This is a genomic window from Microbacterium sp. NPDC056569 (assembly GCF_042793475.1).
Lineage (GTDB): Bacteria > Actinomycetota > Actinomycetes > Actinomycetales > Microbacteriaceae > Microbacterium.
On record NZ_JBHTUV010000001.1, the window covers coordinates 510,599 to 529,236 of the forward strand.

16 protein-coding genes are annotated in these 18,638 nt (G+C 69.5%); 6 read left to right on the plus strand and 10 right to left on the minus strand.

Features of this window, described 5'->3' with window-relative positions; all coding sequences use genetic code 11:
- Positions 1-3: 3 nt before the first annotated feature.
- Positions 4-1,359 carry a glutamine synthetase family protein gene (locus ACFQ7C_RS02085; RefSeq protein WP_378897398.1) on the minus strand — a complete coding sequence of 452 codons (1,356 nt, stop codon included), beginning with the start codon at positions 1,357-1,359 and terminating at the stop codon, positions 4-6.
- A 188-nt stretch (positions 1,360-1,547) separates the two neighbouring features.
- Between ACFQ7C_RS02085 and ACFQ7C_RS02090 the strand changes: the two genes are divergently transcribed.
- Complete coding sequence (locus ACFQ7C_RS02090; RefSeq protein ID WP_378897256.1) at positions 1,548-3,116, plus strand: amino acid permease; 1,569 nt, start codon at positions 1,548-1,550, stop codon at positions 3,114-3,116.
- Between the two features lie 132 nt (positions 3,117-3,248).
- Here ACFQ7C_RS02090 and ACFQ7C_RS02095 read toward each other — a convergent pair whose 3' ends face one another.
- From ACFQ7C_RS02095 to ACFQ7C_RS02105, 3 genes are all read right to left on the minus strand, one after another.
- Complete coding sequence (locus tag ACFQ7C_RS02095; protein ID WP_378897259.1) at positions 3,249-3,947, minus strand: hypothetical protein; 699 nt, start codon at positions 3,945-3,947, stop codon at positions 3,249-3,251.
- 72 nt (positions 3,948-4,019) lie between these two features.
- The gene (locus tag ACFQ7C_RS02100) at positions 4,020-4,523 is read right to left on the minus strand and encodes an amino-acid N-acetyltransferase (RefSeq protein WP_378897260.1); all 504 of its coding nucleotides are present in this window, start codon (positions 4,521-4,523) and stop codon (positions 4,020-4,022) included.
- 96 nt (positions 4,524-4,619) lie between these two features.
- Entirely contained in the window at positions 4,620-7,145 is a 2,526-nt protein-coding gene (locus ACFQ7C_RS02105) for an ATP-dependent Clp protease ATP-binding subunit (protein ID WP_378897262.1), read from the minus strand.
- A gap of 194 nt (positions 7,146-7,339) precedes the next feature.
- Here ACFQ7C_RS02105 and ACFQ7C_RS02110 point away from each other — a divergent pair, with 194 nt between their 5' ends.
- Genes ACFQ7C_RS02110 through ACFQ7C_RS02120 form a run of 3 tightly spaced genes read left to right on the plus strand, consistent with a single transcriptional unit; the run spans position 7,340 to position 9,053 of the window.
- Entirely contained in the window at positions 7,340-8,077 is a 738-nt protein-coding gene (locus tag ACFQ7C_RS02110; RefSeq protein WP_378897265.1) for a hypothetical protein, read from the plus strand.
- Positions 8,077-8,823: a hypothetical protein gene (locus ACFQ7C_RS02115; protein ID WP_378897267.1), complete on the plus strand. Its 747-nt coding sequence runs from the start codon at positions 8,077-8,079 to the stop codon at positions 8,821-8,823. Before ACFQ7C_RS02110 ends, ACFQ7C_RS02115 begins: the two co-directional genes overlap by 1 nt.
- The gene (locus ACFQ7C_RS02120; protein ID WP_378897270.1) at positions 8,820-9,053 is read left to right on the plus strand and encodes a helix-turn-helix domain-containing protein; all 234 of its coding nucleotides are present in this window, start codon (positions 8,820-8,822) and stop codon (positions 9,051-9,053) included. Before ACFQ7C_RS02115 ends, ACFQ7C_RS02120 begins: the two co-directional genes overlap by 4 nt.
- Before the next feature lie 241 nt (positions 9,054-9,294).
- Here ACFQ7C_RS02120 and ACFQ7C_RS02125 read toward each other — a convergent pair whose 3' ends face one another.
- From ACFQ7C_RS02125 to ACFQ7C_RS02140, 4 genes are all read right to left on the minus strand, one after another.
- On the minus strand, positions 9,295-10,128 hold the full coding sequence (locus ACFQ7C_RS02125; RefSeq protein ID WP_378897272.1) for an endonuclease domain-containing protein: 834 nt from the start codon (positions 10,126-10,128) through the stop codon (positions 9,295-9,297).
- Between the two features lie 529 nt (positions 10,129-10,657).
- Positions 10,658-11,398, minus strand: a complete 741-nt coding sequence (locus ACFQ7C_RS02130) for a hypothetical protein (protein WP_378897275.1) — start codon at positions 11,396-11,398, stop codon at positions 10,658-10,660.
- A 125-nt stretch (positions 11,399-11,523) separates the two neighbouring features.
- On the minus strand, positions 11,524-12,990 hold the full coding sequence (gene cls, locus ACFQ7C_RS02135) for a cardiolipin synthase (protein ID WP_378897278.1): 1,467 nt from the start codon (positions 12,988-12,990) through the stop codon (positions 11,524-11,526).
- Between the two features lie 161 nt (positions 12,991-13,151).
- Positions 13,152-13,346, minus strand: a complete 195-nt coding sequence (locus tag ACFQ7C_RS02140) for a hypothetical protein (RefSeq protein WP_378897281.1) — start codon at positions 13,344-13,346, stop codon at positions 13,152-13,154.
- A 229-nt stretch (positions 13,347-13,575) separates the two neighbouring features.
- Here ACFQ7C_RS02140 and ACFQ7C_RS02145 point away from each other — a divergent pair, with 229 nt between their 5' ends.
- On the plus strand, positions 13,576-14,889 hold the full coding sequence (locus ACFQ7C_RS02145; protein ID WP_378897283.1) for a DUF4192 family protein: 1,314 nt from the start codon (positions 13,576-13,578) through the stop codon (positions 14,887-14,889).
- Positions 14,890-14,918: 29 nt separating this feature from the next.
- Here the strand turns inward: ACFQ7C_RS02145 and lysS are convergent, their stop codons facing one another.
- Positions 14,919-16,442 (minus strand): lysine--tRNA ligase, encoded by a 1,524-nt coding sequence (gene lysS / locus ACFQ7C_RS02150; RefSeq protein ID WP_378897286.1) that lies wholly within the window; start codon positions 16,440-16,442, stop codon positions 14,919-14,921.
- A gap of 127 nt (positions 16,443-16,569) precedes the next feature.
- Between lysS and ACFQ7C_RS02155 the strand changes: the two genes are divergently transcribed.
- The gene (locus tag ACFQ7C_RS02155) at positions 16,570-17,799 is read left to right on the plus strand and encodes an MFS transporter (RefSeq protein WP_378897288.1); all 1,230 of its coding nucleotides are present in this window, start codon (positions 16,570-16,572) and stop codon (positions 17,797-17,799) included.
- Positions 17,800-17,826: 27 nt separating this feature from the next.
- Here ACFQ7C_RS02155 and ACFQ7C_RS02160 read toward each other — a convergent pair whose 3' ends face one another.
- Positions 17,827-18,621 (minus strand): MBL fold metallo-hydrolase, encoded by a 795-nt coding sequence (locus ACFQ7C_RS02160; protein WP_378897291.1) that lies wholly within the window; start codon positions 18,619-18,621, stop codon positions 17,827-17,829.
- Positions 18,622-18,638 lie beyond the last annotated feature (17 nt).

The following is an 18,638-nucleotide window of genomic DNA, read 5'->3' on the forward strand; positions in this document are numbered from 1 at the left end:
TTCCTAGAGGCGCTCGAAGCCACGGACCCTCTCCCAGTCGGTCACGGCCGCGTCGTAGGCCTCGACCTCGATGCGCGCCTGATTCAGGTAGTGGTCCACCATCTCGTCGCCGAAGGCGGAACGCGCGATGGCCGAGTGGTCGAACAGCTGGGCAGCCTCGCGCAGCGTCGTCGGAAGGTGATCGACGCCGGCGGTGTACGCATTGCCCTCCAGACGCTCGGGCAGCGGCAGCTCGTGCTCGATGCCGTGCAAGCCGCCGGCGATGATCGCGGCGATCCCGAGGTACGGGTTGACGTCGCCACCCGGCACGCGGTTCTCGACGCGCAGCGACGGTCCGTGGCCGACGACGCGCAGCGCGCACGTGCGGTTGTCGATTCCCCAGGCGATGCCGGTCGGCGCGAACGAGCCCTTCGCGAACCGCTTGTACGAGTTGATGTTGGGGGCGTACAGCAGCGTGAACTCGCGGAGCGTCGCGAGGATGCCCGCGATCCAGTGCTCCATGAGCGGGCTGAAGCCGTGCTCGCCCTCGCCCGCCATCACCGGATCGCCGGCCGCCGAGCGCACCGACAGGTGGATGTGGCAGCTGTTGCCCTCCCGCTCATTGAACTTCGCCATGAACGTCAGCGCCTTGCCGTGGTGTCCCGCGATGGCCTTCGCGCCGTTCTTGTAGATCGCGTGCTGGTCGGCGGTCTCCTGCACCTCGGCGTAGCGGAACGCGATCTCCTGCTGGCCGAGGTTGCACTCGCCCTTGACGCCCTCGGTGTACAGGCCGGCCCTGTCCATCGACAGCCGGATGTCGCGCAGCAGCGGCTCGAGACGACCCGAGGCGAGGAGGTCGTAGTCGACGTTGTAGTCGGTCGAGGGGGTGAGATCGCGGTAGCCCTTCGCCCAGGCATCCCGATAGGAGTCGTCGAAGACGATGAACTCGAGCTCGGTGCCCGAGAACGCGGCGAGTCCCCGGTCGGCGAGGCGCTGCCGCTGGCGGTCCAGGATGGCGCGCGGCGATTGCACCACCGGGTCGCCCTTCTCCCATGTGAGATCGGCCATGACGAGCGCCGATCCAGGGAGCCACGGGATGCGGCGGAGCGTCGAGACGTCGGGCCGCAGCATCATGTCGCCGTAGCCGGTCTCCCAGCTCGACATGGCGTAGCCGTCGACGGTGTTCATGTCGACGTCGACCGAGAGGAGGTAGTTGCAGGCCTCCGCCCCGTGGGGCAGGACCTCCTCCTGGAAGAGCCGCGCCGAGACCCGCTTGCCGACGAGGCGCCCCTGCGCATCGGCGAACGCGACGACCACGGTGTCGAAGTCACCCGCGGCGATACCGGCGTTCAGCTGCTCGACGGTGAGGTTGCCCGGCATCCGCTCCTCCTCCTGTGTCGACGTGCGACGAGACTCGTGAGCGCGGTCCTCCCGAACCGCGCTCACCCGCTCACTCTAACCAAATTCCGTTTCAAAGGTAGACACAGCCGACCAATAGGCGCCACAATCGGCGAAAAGCGCGTGAGCGTGACCCGAACGCACCCCTTCGCCCGATCCTTGGAGAACCGATGTCCCAAGCGAGCAGTGCACCACAGCCGGAATCCACGGCACCGTCCTCCGCTGGTTCGGCGAAGGTCGCGGGAGCGACCTATACGCGAGCCGGTCAGGAATACTTCGAGAAGCGCGGGCTCAAGCGCGCCGCCGGCGTCTGGGGCCTGTGGGGCCTCGCGGTCGCCGCCGTCATCTCTGGCGACTTCTCGGGCTGGAACTTCGGCATCGACTTCGCAGGCTTCGGCGGCATGCTCATCGCCTTCGTCATCCTCGTGGCGATGTACTACGGCATGATCTTCTCGATCGGCGAGATGGCCGCGGCCATGCCCCACACCGGCGGCGCCTACTCGTTCGCCCGATCGGCGATGGGTCCGTGGGGCGGCCTCATCACCGGTGCCGCCGAGACGATCGAGTATGTCGCGACGACCGCCGTCATCGTCTTCTTCTCGGCCTCGTACGCCGACGCCATCACCTCCGAGCTCCTCGGACTGTCGCTGCCCGGATGGGTGTGGTGGATCATCCTCTACCTGGTCTTCATCGCGCTGAACGCGGCCGGCGCCAGCATCTCCTTCAAGTTCGCGATCGTCGTGTCGGTGATCTCGATCGGCATCATCCTCGTGTTCTCGGCGATGGCTCTGTTCTCCGGCGCGTTCCAGTGGGCGAACCTGTGGGACATCGCGCCCGACCCCGGCCAGACCGAGTTCCTGCCGCACGGCGTGCTGCCGATCCTGTTCGCTCTCCCCTTCGCCATGTGGTTCTTCCTCGGCATCGAAGAGCTGCCACTGGCGGCCGAGGAGTCGCACAACCCCGTGCGCGACATCCCGCGTGCGGGCTTCTGGGCGCGCGGCACGCTCATCGTGACCGGCCTGCTGGTGCTGTTCCTCAACACCGGCGTCCTCGGCGCCGAGGCGACGGGCGTCGCCGCCGAACCGCTGCTCGACGGCTTCCGCGCCATCGTCGGCGACCAGCTCGCCGCGCTTCTCGCGCTGTTCGCCCTCGTCGGGCTCCTCGCCTCGCTGCAGGGCATCATGTTCGCCTACGGCCGCAACATGTACTCGCTCTCCCGCGCGGGCTACTACCCGCAGTTCCTGTCGCTCACCGGCAAGCGCAAGACGCCGTGGGTCGCGCTGGTCGTCGGCGCGGTCATCGGGTTCATCGCGCTGCTCATCATCGAGTTCGCCGGCGGATCCGGCAGCGTCGCGGGCGCCATCGTGCTCAACATCGCGGTGTGGGGCGCGGTGCTCGCCTACTTCCTCCAGATGGTGTCGTTCATCATCCTCCGCAAGAAGCTGCCGAACGTGGAGCGCCCGTACCGCAGCCCGTGGGGCATCACGGGCGCGGTCATCGCGGCCGCTGTCGCGCTCCTGATCTTCGTGGGGTTCCTGCTGAACCCCACGTTCCTGCCCGCGATCATCGCCATCGCGGTCGTCTACGTGGTGCTGCTCGTCGGCTTCGGCCTGTTCTTCCGTCACCGCCTCGTGCTCTCGCCCGAGGAGGAGTACGCGATCTCGGGCGGCGTCCACGGCGACCCGCAGGCGGAGGGCTACGACGCGATGGAGAAGGAAGTGTTCGACGACAAGTCCTAGGTGTTCGGCCAAGACACCTGAGCAGGGGAGACGGAGCGGGGCGACCTGGGGGCGCCCCGCTCCGTCGCGTTCACACGCGGCGGCACACGGATGCTGCGCCCTCTGGTGATCGCCGCGCGTCGACGGCGTGCGTCAGTAGAGCAGGAACTGCTTCGGCTCGGTCGAGGCGATGCCGCCGATCTCGACCGACAGGTGGTACGAGGCGCCTCCACCGGGAGCCATCGGGCGGTTGCCGTCGGCACAGGTGCCGACGGCGGAGCGCGTGCGATCCCACGTGAGCGGGGCCGCGCTCGACACCGTCTGGCCGGCGGAGATGAGCACGATCATGTCGCTGGGCTCGCTCTGGCAGTCGGTCGACCGCCACCAGATGTCGTCGCCGCTCGTCACCGTGAACGACTGTGCGCTCGTGCCGACGTTCATGGTGCAGTCCGGACCGTTGTTGGTGAGCGTGATCGAGAACTGCGGATTCTGGTCGCCCGCGAACGTGTCGGCGCTGGTGACCGGCGCGACCGTGATCTCGCTGGCGACGCAGGGCTGCGCGGTGGGGGTCGCGCCAGGCGTCGGAGTCTGGCCCTCGACGACCGCTCCCTCGACGGCGCCGGTGTCGGTTCCTCCGGTCGTCGCCTGTGACGACGGAACCGGCAGGGCCTCCGCCGTGTTCTGCGTCTGCGGCTTGTCGACGTCGGACGACGTCGTCGCCGCGCCCGCCCACGGCTGAGCGATGAGCAGCCACACGATCCCCGCGAGCACCAGCAGTCCGACGATCAGCACGAGCCGCCGGCGCCGGTACACCGCCTTCGAGGGGCGACGTCGGGGGGTGGTGCCGGTCATGCTCAACAGGGTATCCGCGGCGGCCGGCTTCTTCTGTCGGCGCGCCCCGGATGCGGCGACCCCGGACGTGGGTCAGAGGCGCTTCAGCATGCGGGTGTTGCCGAGCGTGTTCGGCTTCACGTGCGCGAGATCGAGGAACTCCGCGACACCCTCGTCGGGAGAGCGGATGAGCTGCGAGTACACGTCGGGGTCGACGACCTGCTCGCCGATCTGCTCGAACCCGCGGCGCGTGAAGAAGTCGACCTCGAACGTGAGGCAGAAGAGGCGTGAGATGCCGAGCGAGCGGGCGTTCGCCTCCAGGCTCTCGACGATCGCGCGGCCCACGCCGTGGTGCAGCCACCCGTCTGCGACGATGAGGGTGCGCACCTCGCCGAGGTCCTCCCACATGACGTGCAGAGCGCCGCAGCCGATGAGCTCGCCCTCCGCGTCCTCGGCGACGAGGAACTGCTGGGTCGCCTCGTAGAGCACGACGAGATCCTTCCCGAGCAGGATCCGCCGCTGCACGAACGGCTCGAGGAGCGCCTGGATGCGGCGGACGTCGCTCGTGCGCGCCGGCCTGACCGTGAACTCTGCCACCCGTCCAGCGTAGATCCCGCAACCCCCTGGAACGACGAAGAGCGGATGCCGCAGCCCGAGGGCCGCAGCATCCGCTCTGTCGCTGAGAAGTACTGGTTACGAGTTGGCGGCGAGGTCGGGCGTGGCCGTGATCTCGCCGTTGTGGACGACGCCCACCGCGACCTTCTCGCCGCGCGGACCGTGCTCGAAGACGAACTCGCCGTTCTGCGCGTCGACCTTCACGTGGTCGCCGGGTTCGAGCTCGCCGTGCAGGATCTTCTCCGACAGACGGTCCTCGACCTCACGCTGCATGGCGCGACGCAGCGGCCGGGCGCCGAGTGCGGGGTCGAAGCCGATGTCGATCAGCTTGTCCTTCGCGGCATCCGTCAGCTCGATCGTCATGTCGCGGTCGAGCAGACGCTCGCCGAGGCGCTTCGTGAACAGGCCCACGATCTGGCGCAGCTCGTCCTTGTCGAGCTGCGGGAAGACGATGATGTCGTCGACGCGGTTGAGGAACTCGGGCTTGAAGTTGCGCTTCAGCTCCTCGTTGACCTTGCCCTTCATGCGCTCGTACGTCGTGCCGCTGTTGCCCTCGACCTGGAAGCCCACCGGGCCACCGGCGATCGCCGACGAACCGAGGTTGGTCGTCATGATGATCACGGTGTTCTTGAAGTCGATGACGCGGCCCTGACCGTCGGTCAGACGACCCTCTTCGAGGATCTGCAGCAGCGAGTTGAAGATGTCGGGGTGGGCCTTCTCGATCTCGTCGAACAGCACGACCGAGAACGGCTTGCGGCGCACCTTCTCGGTGAGCTGGCCGCCCTCTTCGAACCCGACGAACCCGGGAGGGGCGCCGAACAGGCGCGAGACGGTGTGCTTCTCGCCGAACTCCGACATGTCGAGCGAGATGAGCGCGTGCTCGTCGTCGAAGAGGAACTCGGCGAGCGCCTTGGCGAGCTCGGTCTTTCCGACGCCGGTGGGGCCGGCGAAGATGAACGAGCCCGACGGGCGCTTCGGGTCCTTGAGGCCCGCGCGCTGGCGGCGGATCGTCTTCGAGAGGGCGGCGATCGCCTCCTCCTGGCCGATGACGCGCTGGTGCAGCGCCTTCTCCATGAAGACGAGACGGCTCGACTCCTCCTCGGTGAGCTTGAAGACCGGGATGCCCGTGGCCTGGGCGAGCACCTCCGCGATCAGGCCCTCGTCGACCACCGCGTGGGAGGCGACGTCGCCCGAGCGCCACTGCTTCTCGAGGCGCAGGCGCTCGGCGAGGAGCGACTTCTCCTCGTCGCGCAGCGACGCGGCCTTCTCGAAGTCCTGGTCCTCGGAGGCGCGCTCCTTGTCTTCGCGCACCTTCGCGATCTTCTCGTCGAACTCGCGGAGCTCCGGCGGGCTCGACAGGATCGACAGGCGCAGGCGGGCGCCGGCCTCGTCGATCAGATCGATCGCCTTGTCGGGGAGGAAGCGGTCCGAGATGTAGCGGTCGGCGAGGTTCGCCGCCGCGACGATCGCGCCGTCCGTGATCTGCACCTTGTGGTGCGCCTCGTAGCGGTCGCGCAGCCCCTTCAGGATGTTGATCGCGTGGGGCAGGCTCGGCTCGGCGACCTGGATCGGCTGGAAGCGGCGCTCGAGCGCAGCATCCTTCTCGAAGTGCTTGCGGTACTCGTCGAGCGTGGTCGCACCGATCGTCTGGAGCTCGCCACGGGCGAGGAGCGGCTTCAGGATCGACGCCGCGTCGATCGCCCCCTCGGCGGCACCCGCACCCACGAGCGTGTGGATCTCGTCGATGAAGACGATGATGTCGCCGCGCGTGCGGATCTCCTTGGTGACCTTCTTCAGGCGCTCCTCGAAGTCGCCGCGGTAGCGGGAACCGGCGATGAGCGAGCCGAGGTCGAGCGAGTAGAGCTGCTTGTCCTTGAGCGTCTCGGGCACGTCGCCCTTGACGATGGCCTGTGCGAGGCCCTCGACGACCGCCGTCTTTCCGACACCGGGCTCGCCGATGAGGACGGGGTTGTTCTTCGAGCGGCGCGACAGGATCTGCATCACGCGCTCGATCTCCTTCTCGCGCCCGATGACCGGGTCGAGCTTGTTGTCGCGTGCGGCCTGCGTGAGGTTGCGCCCGAACTGGTCGAGCACCTGCGAGCCGCCCTGCGTGGTGCCCTGGGTCTGCTCGCCGGCGCCGGAGGCCACGCCCGCGGGCTCCTTGCCCTGGTAGCCCGACAGCAGCTGGATGACCTGCTGGCGCACCTTGTTGAGGTCGGCGCCGAGCTTGACGAGCACCTGCGCGGCGACGCCCTCGCCCTCGCGGATGAGGCCGAGGAGGATGTGCTCGGTGCCGATGTAGTTGTGGCCGAGCTGCAGCGCCTCGCGGAGGCTGAGCTCGAGGACCTTCTTGGCGCGCGGCGTGAAGGGGATGTGACCGGTCGGCTGCTGCTGGCCCTGGCCGATGATGTCCTGCACCTGCTCGCGCACGGCGTCGAGCGAGATGCCGAGGCTCTCGAGGGCCTTGGCGGCGACGCCTTCGCCCTCGTGGATGAGACCGAGCAGGATGTGCTCGGTGCCGATGTAGTTGTGGTTCAGCATCTTCGCCTCTTCCTGGGCGAGGACGACCACACGACGGGCACGGTCGGTGAATCTCTCGAACATCGTTCACTCCTCCGGGGCGCCTCGCGTCGGTTGACCCACTGCGCCTTACAACGAGGGTAGCCAGCGCCTCGGGAGCGCACGGCCGTGTTCGCCGTGGGCATAGCGCGCACGGAACGGAACGGATGCCTTGCGTCGCAGCATCCGTCGGGTTTATCGTTTTTCGATAACAACGTTTATCGATATGGAGGCAGCGCATGGAATGGGGATTCCTCGCACTGTGGGTGGGGTTGCCGATCGTCGTCGGCACCGTCGTGGTGATCGTGATGACGCGCATCCGCCGCACGGGTGAGCCCGGTGTGCTGTCGCGCGTCGAGGAGTGGGTGGTCGCCGCGGTAGGTACGGGCGCGATGCTCGTCGCGGCGGGGAGCACGGTCTTCCTGGTCATGGCCGGGGTGCAGGTCTTCACGGCGGACCCCTCTCGCGTCACCGGCTTCCCGCTCGCGAACGCGCTCGTCCCCGAGTTCACCGAGAAGTCCGACGCGATCGTCGACGCCGGGTACGAGTCCGCATGGCTCGAGGTCGCGGGCCTCCCCGACGGGACCCGCTGGCTGCTCTACCTCGAGTACGCGCTGCCGCTCGTCGCGGCGCTCGCGATCGGCGTGGCCGTCTCGTGGCTCGCGATCGCGCTGCTGCGAGGACGCCCGTTCGTCCGCTCGCTTCCCAACGTCGTCGGCGTCGCCGCGATCGCCGTGCTCGTGGGAGGGATGGGATCGCAGGTCGCCGCCAGCGCGGCTCGCGCCTCGGTCGTCTCGTTCCTCGACGAGCGCGTGATCACCGCGGGCGACATGGGCGACGGCCCGTACGAGGGCCTCATGGGCTGGACTCTCTGGCTCGACCTCGCGCCCATCGGCTGGTCGCTCGGCCTCGCCCTCGTCGCGGCGGCGTTCCAGATCGGCACACGCATGCAGAAGGACACGGAGGCCCTGGTCTGATGAACATCTCCTGGACCGACCTCGGTGGCGCCCTGCTTCTCATCCTCGCCGGGCTCGCGATCCTCGCGGCGGTCGTCAGCCTGCTCGCGTGGGACGCACGGCGACGCAAGAGCCCCAGCGTGATCCTCGACGTGACCGGCGCGATCGCCCGCATGTGGCTCGCACTGACCGCACTGGCGGCCGTGCTCACGATCTGGCGCTGGCTCAGCGCGGGCGACACGTGGGTCGCCGGCGTGCCGGTGGCGCTGAAGTGGCCCGAGACGCTGCCGTGCGAGCAGCCCGTTCCCCCTGAGCCGGCGGCGACCACGGCACTGTGGTGCGCGCACGCCCCGACGGCCGACCTCACGATCACGGCGCTGAGCGCGGGGGCGAAGCTGATGCTCGCCCTCGGCGAGCTGCTCACGCTGGTCGTGATCGCGATGCCTGCCGTGCTGCTCGTCGTGGTGTGCCGCGAGGCGCTGCGGGGCACGCCCTTCGCCCGCACCGCCGGCCGCTGGCTCGTCATCGCCGCCGTCGTCGTGCTGGTGGCCGGACTGGGCGCCGGACTGGCCGGCGACATCGGCCGCGCGATGGCCGCCGCCGAGGTGCTGCCGCCGAGGACGAGTGACGCGGCGGTCACCGCGACGGGCATCTACCGGCTCACGGTGCCCCTCTGGCCGATCGGCGCGGCGGTCGCGCTGTGGGCTCTCGGCGCGGTGTTCCGTCACGGGGCCGCGCTGCAGCGCGAGGTGCGGGGTCTCGTATGAGTCCCGCCGACGACGACGGACCGTCCGGGGTGCACTGCCGGCTCGACGAACTGCTCGAGGAGCGCGACATGACGCTCACGCGGCTCTCGGAGCTCGTCGGGGTCTCGGTCGTGAACCTGTCGATCCTCAAGAACGACCGAGCCCGGGCGATCCGCTACTCGACACTCTCGGCGATCTGCCGGGCGCTGGATTGCGAGATCGGCGACCTTCTGGTGCGGGCCGACGCGTAGTCGCACCCGTCCATCTCCGGCTCACCTGTCACGAAGCGTCGCGGGGCTCGACACATTGCGCCAGGTGAGCAGCAGAACCCCAGGCACCCTTCCGCTCACCTGTCGCGAAGTGCCGAGCACGATGGCAGTTTGCGACAGGCGAGCAGGAGAGCTGCGGATGCCGCGGGCCGAGGCATCCGGGATTCGATTTGTGCGGTCGCGCCGACGCGGAAACCCGCACCGTCGCGGAGGGTGGCCCGACTCAGCCTCGACGGCGGATCGCGGCGCGCACCCGCTGCACCGCTGCTGCGGGTTGGTCGAACAACTCAGCCTTGGTGACCTGGATGACGGTCCATCCCGCGTCGCGGAGTGCGTCGTAGCGGGCGATGTCGCGCGCCCATTGCTTCGGGTCGAGATGATGCTCGCCCTCGTACTCGATCGCGATCATGAGGTCGGGATAAGCGAGGTCCACGCACCCGAGGTAGTTGCCGTCCGCATAGACCTCGTGATTGCAGTCAGGCTCGGGCAGACCGTGATCGATGAGTGTGAGGCGCAGCCATGTCTCGGTGCGGGACGCGGAATCTGTCCGCACGCGTGGCAGCGCAAGTCGCGCCGCCACCACTCCCACTCTGCGGCCCGCCGAGACTGCGGTCTCGAGATCGGCGAGCGTCGCGAGCGGTGATTCGACGCGCCACGTCCGCACGACCGCGTCTCCGGCAGCTACGAGGTCGTAGGGGTCGGTCAGCTGTCGCCCGAGGCTCGCCCAGACGGCTGCGGGTCTCGCGATGAGCAGTCCCGTGCGCGCATCGCGCATGGTGGTCACCAGCGAGGGCTTGGCCTCGTGACCGCGAACGCCGACGCTGCGAGGGAGCCGTCGCGGTCGGAACACCGACACATGCAGCAGCGATCGCGCGATCAGAAGGTACGGAAGAGGAATCCCGAGGATGACGGCGGCGGTGATGTGGCTGAAGAACTCGCCTTCGGTCATCCGCGGCGCGTAGGCGAGCGCCAGCGCGAGGTGGGCTCGCTCAGCGGGGCCGAGAGCCCGGCCGCCGCGGTCGAACGCGAGCTCCTCGGGGAGGCTCGCTTCGCGCACCACTCGCACCCCATGAAAGGGGCTGTCGACGTCGCTCCGACGCAGCCGCCCGGTCGGCACTCCGGCCTGTTTCGCCTGTCGCACGGAGAACCTGGGTCCGAGCTCTTCCGGAAGCGGTCGCATCACACAATGAGCGTGACCCGACCCCGCCGGCCGCACGCAGTCTCAGATCGACTCGGTGGGAAGTCCGGAGCTCACCCGGCCTGTGGAGGAAGCGACACACCCCACGCGCCCGTCGTTCCTCTCCCCCGCTGCTCACCTGCCCCAATCTGCGGGTGCGGGTGACACTTCGCGGCAGGTGAGCAATCACGTCGATGCCGGCGCTCGTGAGCGTGGCGGCGAGTCAGGGGCGCCGACGCCTGGCCGCGCGTGCTCGCTCCCCTGTCACAAGGTGCCGGTGCAGGTGACAGTTCGCGACAGGTGAGCAATCACTCGATGCCGACGACAACACCTCACCTGTCACGAAGCGTGGATGCGGGCGGCAAGTCGCGACAGGTGAGCAGAAGACACCGGGGGAATCCGGCAGGCGTCAGTTGGGGTAGATCGGGATGCGGACGTTGTCGAACTCGCCGCCGGTGAGGATCGCGAAGGTCTCGGCGTCCTCGTCCTCGAGGCCGTTCACCGCCGCGACGACGCCGCGGGGCGCCATGTCCATGGTGCAGACCTGGTCCGCGGGCGGTGTCACGAAGGTCACCGTGACCTCGGTCGCACTCGTCGCCTCGGTGTTCTCGATCTGCGGGGCGCACGAGGAGGAGCCCCACGACAGGATCACGAACTGCCCGTCGACGTCGGTCCAGCCGGCGCTGGGGAGGTAGTCCGTCTCGCCGCCCGTCTCGAGGCCGGCCACGCCCTCGAGGTCGGTGTCGCCGTGCCAGCCGTCGCCGGTCACCTCGATCTCGACATCCTGCGTGGGGTCGACGTCCGCGGGGGTGCCCACCAGGGTCACGCGGGGAACGAGGTCAGCGGTGCAGGCCGTGTCTCCCTCGGCGTCGACGAGCGTGACCTTGATCACATCGCCTTCGTTGGTCGCCTCCTCGGCGACCGGGATGCACGTCGAGCTGCCCTGCGTGACGATGCCGATCATGCGGCCGCCGTCGAGCCAGGCCGCGCCGACCTCCTGCTCGTTGCCGCTGTCGTCGCCCGTGCCGCTGGACGCCGGCGTCGGGTTCATGCCGCCGGAGCCGGCGGGAGTCGCGCAGGCGGTCAGGAGACCGGCGGCGAGCAGCGCCAGGCCCAGCCCGGCGAGGAGTGAACGGGAGCGAACAGGCATGCGAGGCCTCCTGAGTTCTGCGGACACCATCCCCCGCGGCATCCGTCTCCCATATCGTGTCGCAAAACGCCCCGGAATCTCAGCATCTCGGTCACGCGATGGTCACGATCCGCCGGGAGAACGCCCTACTGCAGCGCCGAAGTGAGACGCGCGAGGTTGTCGAGGACGGTCGAGCGCAGCGGCTGCTTCTCCCACTCCTCCAGCGTGAGCTCGCGGCTGAGCGAGCGGTACATGTCTTCCACGCCGCGCATCTGGCGCACGAACTCCTCGCCGCGCACGAGCATCGAGATCTCCATGTTGAGACCGAACGAGCGCATGTCCATGTTGCTCGAGCCGACGATCGCCACCTCGTCGTCGATGGTGAGGCTCTTGGTGTGCAGGATGAACGGCTTCTTGTACATCCAGATCCTCACGCCCGCCCGGAGCAGCGCCTCGTAGTAGCTGCGCTGGGCGTGGTAGACGATCGCCTGGTCGCCCTCCTCCGACACGAACAGCTCGACGTGGATGCCGCGCTGGCACGCGGTCGTGATCGCGAGGAGCATCGCCTCGTCGGGCACGAAGTACGGGCTCACCACGATGATCTTGCGCTGTGCGGCGTAGAGCAGCCCGGCGAAGAGCTTGAGGTTGTTCTGGAACTCGAACCCGGGCCCGGACGGGATGATCTGGCAGTCGAGGTCGCCCGGGCCGCTGCGCACGTCGAAGAGGTCGATCTGCTCGGTGAGCACCTCGTCGGTCTCGCTGTACCAGTCGCTCAGGAAGACGGCATTGACGGATGCCACGACCGGGCCTTCGATGCGGGCCATGAGGTCGACCCAGTGCAGGCCGCGCCGGATGTTCTTGCGCAGGTTGTACGTCGAGTCGGTGACGTTCTGCGACCCGGTGAAGGCGACGCGACCGTCGACGACGAGGAGCTTGCGGTGATTGCGCAGGTCGGGGCGCTGGTACTTGCCGCGCAGCGGCTGCACCGGGAGCATGAGGTGCCATTGCGCTCCCATCGCCGTCAGTCGCTTGAGAGTGCGCTTGTAGAACGGCTTGCCGCGGTTCGCCCAGTGGTCGAGGAGCACCCGCACGGTCACGCCCCGCGCCGCCACCTCTTCGAGCGCGCGGAAGAAGTTGTCGGTCGCGGCATCCGCCTGGAGGATGTAGAACTCGACGTGCACGAACCGCTCCGCCTCGCGGATCGCGGCCGCCATCGCGTCGAGGCTCTCCTGGTAGTCCGGGATCAGTTGTGCGGCGTTGTCGCCGGCGAGCGGCATCGCGCCCAGGTTGCGGTTGAGGGTCACGAGCGACGTGAACCAGCCGGGGGCGTGAGGACGCAGCGTACCGAAGTCGAGGGAGGCGCTCGTGTCGTGGATGTAGTCGTTGATGCGCTCCTGCTTGCGCCGGCGCTTGCGCGGCAGCCGCGGGTTGCCGATCAGGAGGAACAGGAACACCCCGATGATCGGGATGAAGTAGATCGCCAGCAGCCACGCCATCGCGGCGGTCGGGCGGCGGTTGCGCGGCACGACGATGATCGCCGTGACACGGATGACGATGTCGACGATGAAGACGAGCACCACCCACCACGTCGCATCGAACGTGATGGTGATCATCGAGTGTGGCCTCTCCCCGCCGATCGGGCGGATGCCGCCGATCGGACGCGCGGATCGAACGGTGTGCCCACTGTATCGGGGGTGACGGACGCGGCCCTGCATCCCGCCGATGTCGGCGGTCGCCCGTCGTCAACCCGGCGGAGGTCAGCCGGAGCCCGGGTTCAGGCGTCGGTGGAGGCCGTGCCGGACGCCACGGGCGGCAGCCCGCGCTTGGCGCGCTCCTCGGCCTCGATCTTGGCGTAGACGCGCCGCTCGGTGCGGTCCGCGCGGACGATGCTGCGCAGCACGAAGAAGAAGATCAGCGACACGAGGACGGTCGGCAGAAGCGTCCAGAACGCCGCGACCCAGTAATCCATGCCTTCAAGGATACGCCGTGCGGGTATCGGCTCCTCCCCAGGCCTCGTGCCGGGCGTCCAACGGGGAGGTTGTACACAGGAGGACGGCGGACGGGGTTCTTACTCCCTGGATTTCGCCGCCGTTCCGCTCGCCGCGGTTCCTCCACAGGCGGCCACCGCGGGGACCTGGGTGGGCTATCGATCCACAGCTCTTCCAGCCCGGCGATCGCGCCCCGCAGAGTCGACGTTCATGACCCCTACCGTCGTGAAAGCCGCGGATGCCGCGCAATTCCTCTCCTTCGTCCCCCGCATGCTCGGCTATCACCCGACGCAGAGCCTCGTCGTGATCCCGTTCCACGGCGCCCGCAGCCTCGGCGCGATGCGATTCGACCTCCCCGACGGCGATGCCGACGCCGTCGACCGGATCGCCGCGACGGTGACCGGCATGGTGTGCCGGCTCGCCGAGGCCGATGCCGTCGCCGCGATCGCGTACACCGCCGCGCGGTTCGAAGACGGCGGACGGATGCCGCACCGCGACCTCCTCGCCGCGCTCGAGCGCCGCTCCGACGCGTGCGGCCTGCGGATCACCGACCTGTTGTGCGTCGCCGCCGACGGGTGGGGCTCGGTGCTCGACGCCGACTGCCCCGCCGCGGGCCGGCCGCTCGGCGACCTCGAGTGGAGCGGCACCGGCGAGATCCCCGAGCCCGACGGCGATCAGGCGACCGGGGCGAACCTGCCCGTCTGCTCGGCCGAGGAGCGCGAGCGGGTGGCCGAGGCGATGGCCGCCCTCGCCCAGGCGGTCGCGGTGCTCTGCGGCCCCGACGCCGTCGCCGGCACCGCCACACGCACCGCGCAGTCGGCGCGGACCGCGGCAGCACAGCACGAACCCCTGCCCGATCCCGGGCTCGAACAGGGCGCAGTCGAGGACGCCCCCCGGTCCCAGGATCGCTCGAGCGACCTCGGCCCGGTGCCGGCGCCTGTGTCGGGCGTGGCGGAGGCCGCGGCATCCGTTCCCGGCGAGGCTGCGCGGGTCGACCCGAGGGCACTCGCCGCGGTGTGCCGATTCGACGATCTGCCGGGGTTCTTCGAAGACGCCCTGGCGCGACAGCTCGACGCGTCGGACGCCTACGACATCGCGGCACTGGTGTGGTGCCTGGCGCGCCCGTCGCTGCGGGATGTCGCGCTCGTGCAGTGGAGCGGCAATCTCGCCCAGGGCGACGAGGCGCTCGACGCGCAGCTGCGCTGGGAGTCCGGCGAGGAGTATCCGGCGCATCTCGCGATGCGCATGTGGGGCGAGGGCGATCGGCCGGATGCGGCCCGGCTCGAGGCCGCGCTGCGGTTGTCGCGCCAGGCCGCGGCCGTCGCACCGCGTGACGAGCGGCCCGGCCCGCTCGCGATGTGCGCGTGGCTGTCGTGGGCTCTCGGCCGGTCGACGCACGCCGCCGCCTACGCGGAGCACGCGTGCGAGATCGAACCCGAGCACGGGCTGTCGCAGATCGTGCTCTCGTTCGTGGACGCCGGGCACCTGCCCGACTGGGCGTTCCAGCGCGCGAGCGCCCGGTGATCTTCGTGCGGGACGATCCCGCCGGCGGGCTACTTGACGAGCGGGAAGAGGATCGTCTCGCGGATGCCGAGCCCGGTCACGGCCATCAGCAGACGGTCGATGCCCATGCCCATACCGCCGGTCGGCGGCATGCCGTGCTCGAGCGCGCGGAGGAACTCCTCGTCGATACGCATCGCCTCAAGGTCGCCCTTGGCGGCGAGCTTCGCCTGCTCGACGAACCGCTCGCGCTGGATGACCGGGTCGACGAGCTCGGAATAGCCGGTCGCGAGCTCGAAGCCGCGGACGTAGAGGTCCCACTTCTCGACGACGCCGGCGATCGAGCGGTGCTCGCGCACGAGCGGGCTGGTGTCGACGGGGAAGTCCATGACGAAGGTGGGGCGCACGAGGCCCGGCTTCACGAAGTGCTCCCAGAGCTCCTCCACGAGCTTGCCGTGGATGGCGTGCGGCGGCAGCTCCACTCCCTCCGCCTCGGCGAGCGCGACGAGGTCCTCGAACGGCGTCTCGGGCGTGATCGCGCGGCCCGCCGCGTTCGACAGGGAGTCGTACATCGAGAGGCGATCCCACTGGCCGCCGAGGTCGTACTCGGTGCCGTCGGCCCACGTGACCGTCGTCGAACCCGAGATCGCGACCGCTGCGTTCTGGATCAGCTCCTGGGTGAGGTCGGCGATGCCGTTGTAGTCGCTGTACGCCTGGTAGGCCTCGAGCATCGCGAACTCGGGGCTGTGCGTCGAGTCGGCGCCTTCGTTGCGGAAGTTGCGGTTGATCTCGAACACGCGGTCGATGCCGCCGACCACCGCGCGCTTGAGGAACAGCTCCGGAGCGATGCGCAGGTAGAGGTCGGTGTCGAACGCGTTCGAATGCGTGATGAACGGACGAGCGGAGGCCCCGCCGTGCTGCACCTGCAGCATCGGCGTCTCGACCTCGACGAAGTCGTGGGACGCGAAGGTGTCGCGCAGGCTCGCGTTGACCTTGGCGCGGGCGAGGACCGTCTCGCGTGCGCGGTCGCGCACGATGAGATCGAGGAAGCGGCTGCGGACGCGGCTCTCCTCGCTGAGCTCCGAGTGCAGGTTCGGCAGCGGAAGCACCGCCTTCGACGCGATGCGCCAGTCCGAGACCATGATCGACAGCTCGCCGCGACGGCTCGAGATGACCTCACCCGAGACGAAGACGTGGTCGCCGAGGTCGACGAGATCCTTCCAGGCCTGCAGCGACTCGTCGCCCACGGCTGCGAGCGACACCATCGCCTGGATGCGGCTCCCGTCGCCCGACTGCAGCGAGGCGAAGCAGAGCTTGCCGGTGTTGCGGCTGAAGACGACACGACCGGCGACCGCAGCGGTGACACCGGTCTCGGCGCCCGCCTCGAGGTCGGCGAAGCGCTCTCGCAGCGCCGGGATCGTGTCGGTGATCGGCAGGCTCACCGGATACGCGCCGCCCGCAGCATCCGCCCGCTCCGCGATCAGACGCTCGCGCTTGGCCAGCCGCACGGCCTTCTGCTCGAAGACGTCTTCTTCGGCCTGGTCGGCGGTCTCGGCGGGCGAGGTCGTGTCGGTCACGGGATGCGCTCCTCGATGGGGTGTTCTCCGCAGAACGCGGACCCCCAAGTCTATCGAGGTGCTCGACGGCGCGAGTAAGGTCGGGGACGCTCCACGAACGCCCACCTCGACACGATCGGACGGCGCCATGACGCGAGCTCGTCGCACGATGTCGGATCGCGCCGGATTCTGGGTCGTCGCGGCGGCATTCACCACCGTCACCGCCTATGCCACGGTTCCGACGCCGTTGTACCCGCTCTACCAGGCGGCCGACGACTTCCCCGTTCCGGTCGTCACCTTCATCTTCACGGCGTTCGCGGTCGGCGTCGTGTTCAGCCTGTTCCTGATCGGCCATATCAGCGACTGGGCCGGGCGGCGGCGGATGTCGGTGATCGCGGTCGCCGTCTCGGCGATCGCGGCGGCCCTCTTCATCGCGTGGAACTCGGTCCCCGGCCTCATCGTCGCCCGATTCGTCGATGGGGTCAGCGTGGGCATCCTCAGCGCGGCAGCGACTGCTCACCTCGCCGAACTGCGTGCGAGAGCGCGACCCGCGGAGACGGCGGTCCTCGCGGCGTCGGTCGCCGGGGCCGCCAATCTCGGCGGGCTGGCGCTCGGACCGCTCGTGGGCGGCCTGTTCGCCGAATTCGCTCCCGACCCTCTCGAGCTCGTGCACGTCGTGTTCCTGGTGCTCTTCGTCTCCGCGGCACTCGTTCTGCGCCACGTGCCGGAGACGGTGGACACAGGCGCGGCGCACCCGCCGTATCGGCCGCAGAGACTGGCCTTCCCACCCGCATCCGGCGCGGCCTTCGCGGCAGCGAGCACCGGCGCGGCCGCCTCCTTCGCGCTCTTCGCGCTGTTCACGTCGCTCGCCCCGACGTTCCTGCACGACACGTTCCACGTGTCCGACCATCTGGTGGACGGCGCGACGGTCTTCGCGGTCTTCGGGGCTGCGGCGACCGCGCAGCTGCTGCTCGTGCGGGTCGCGCAGCGGGCGCAGCTCCTCGTCGCGATCGGATGCTTCGTGGTCGGACTCGTGGCCATCGCCGCGGGCGCGCTGATCCCTGCCCTCGGGCTGTTCATCGCGGGCGGAGTCGTCGCCGGTTCCGGCGCCGGCATCATGTTCCGCTCCGCGATCGCAGCGGCTGGGGCGCTCGCCGCGCCGGACCGGCGAGGCGAGACCCTCGCACTCCTCTTCCTCATCGCCTACGGAGGGCTCGTCGCTCCCGTGCTCCTCGTCGGGCTCAGCCTCCCGTTCGCGAGCGAGACGACCGTGCTGCTCGTGTTCTCCGCCGCCGTGCTCCTGGCGACGGTCGGCGCCGGAGTCGCGATGCGCCGCCACTCCTCCCCGGCCGGCACGCCGGACGACCGAGCGCGCTGAGCCCGGCCGGGCCGGGGCGGGTGAACCTCAGGACAGGTCGACCGGAACGCCGAGCGGCGCCCAGCGCACCTTCTCGCGCACGGACCCGGGAGCGGCGTCGAAGACCTTGCCTGCGGCCTCCTCCTGCTGCGAGAAATGGCTCCAGCCCTCGACGTGGACCGGTACGGCGACGCCCGGCTGGGCGAGTCTGATCAGTTCGACCGCATCGTCGGCGTCCATCGTGTACGCGAGCGGGCCCGTGAGCGGGAACCTCACGGCACCGATGTGGACGAGCGCCACGTCGGGCCGCATGCCCGTCGCCGCGCGCCGCAAGTCACCGTACATCACGGTGTCGCCGGTGACCCACAGGCCCGGCCGCGCGGAGTCACGGAGCGAGAGCGCGAACCCGACGACGGGTCCGACGATCGGACGCGTGAGAGGTGCGCCGTGCCGGCACGGTGTCGCGGTGATGACAAGGTCGGGCTTGCCGTCGGCCGTGAGGGTGACCGCGTCTCCGGCGGTCAGTCCTCGGGCGTCCGGGTGCACGCCCTTCGCCGTCAGCGACTTCGCCCCGGCGACGGTCGTCAGCACGGTCCGTGCCGCCGACAGACCCTCCCGACCGGCGTCATCGAGATTGTCGGCGTGGTGGTGGTGGCTGAGCAGCACGAGGTCCACCTCGCCGATCTCGGAGAGCCCGATCGCCGGGCCCGTCGTCTTGCGCGACGACGTGCCGAACCCGAACGAGTACGTGCGCCCCGGCGGATCGAACGTCGGGTCGGTGAGGATCCGCCACCCTTCCCACTCGACGAGGGCGGTCGGACCGCCGATCCGCGTGACGCGCATGTCGCCTCCCAGGCCCC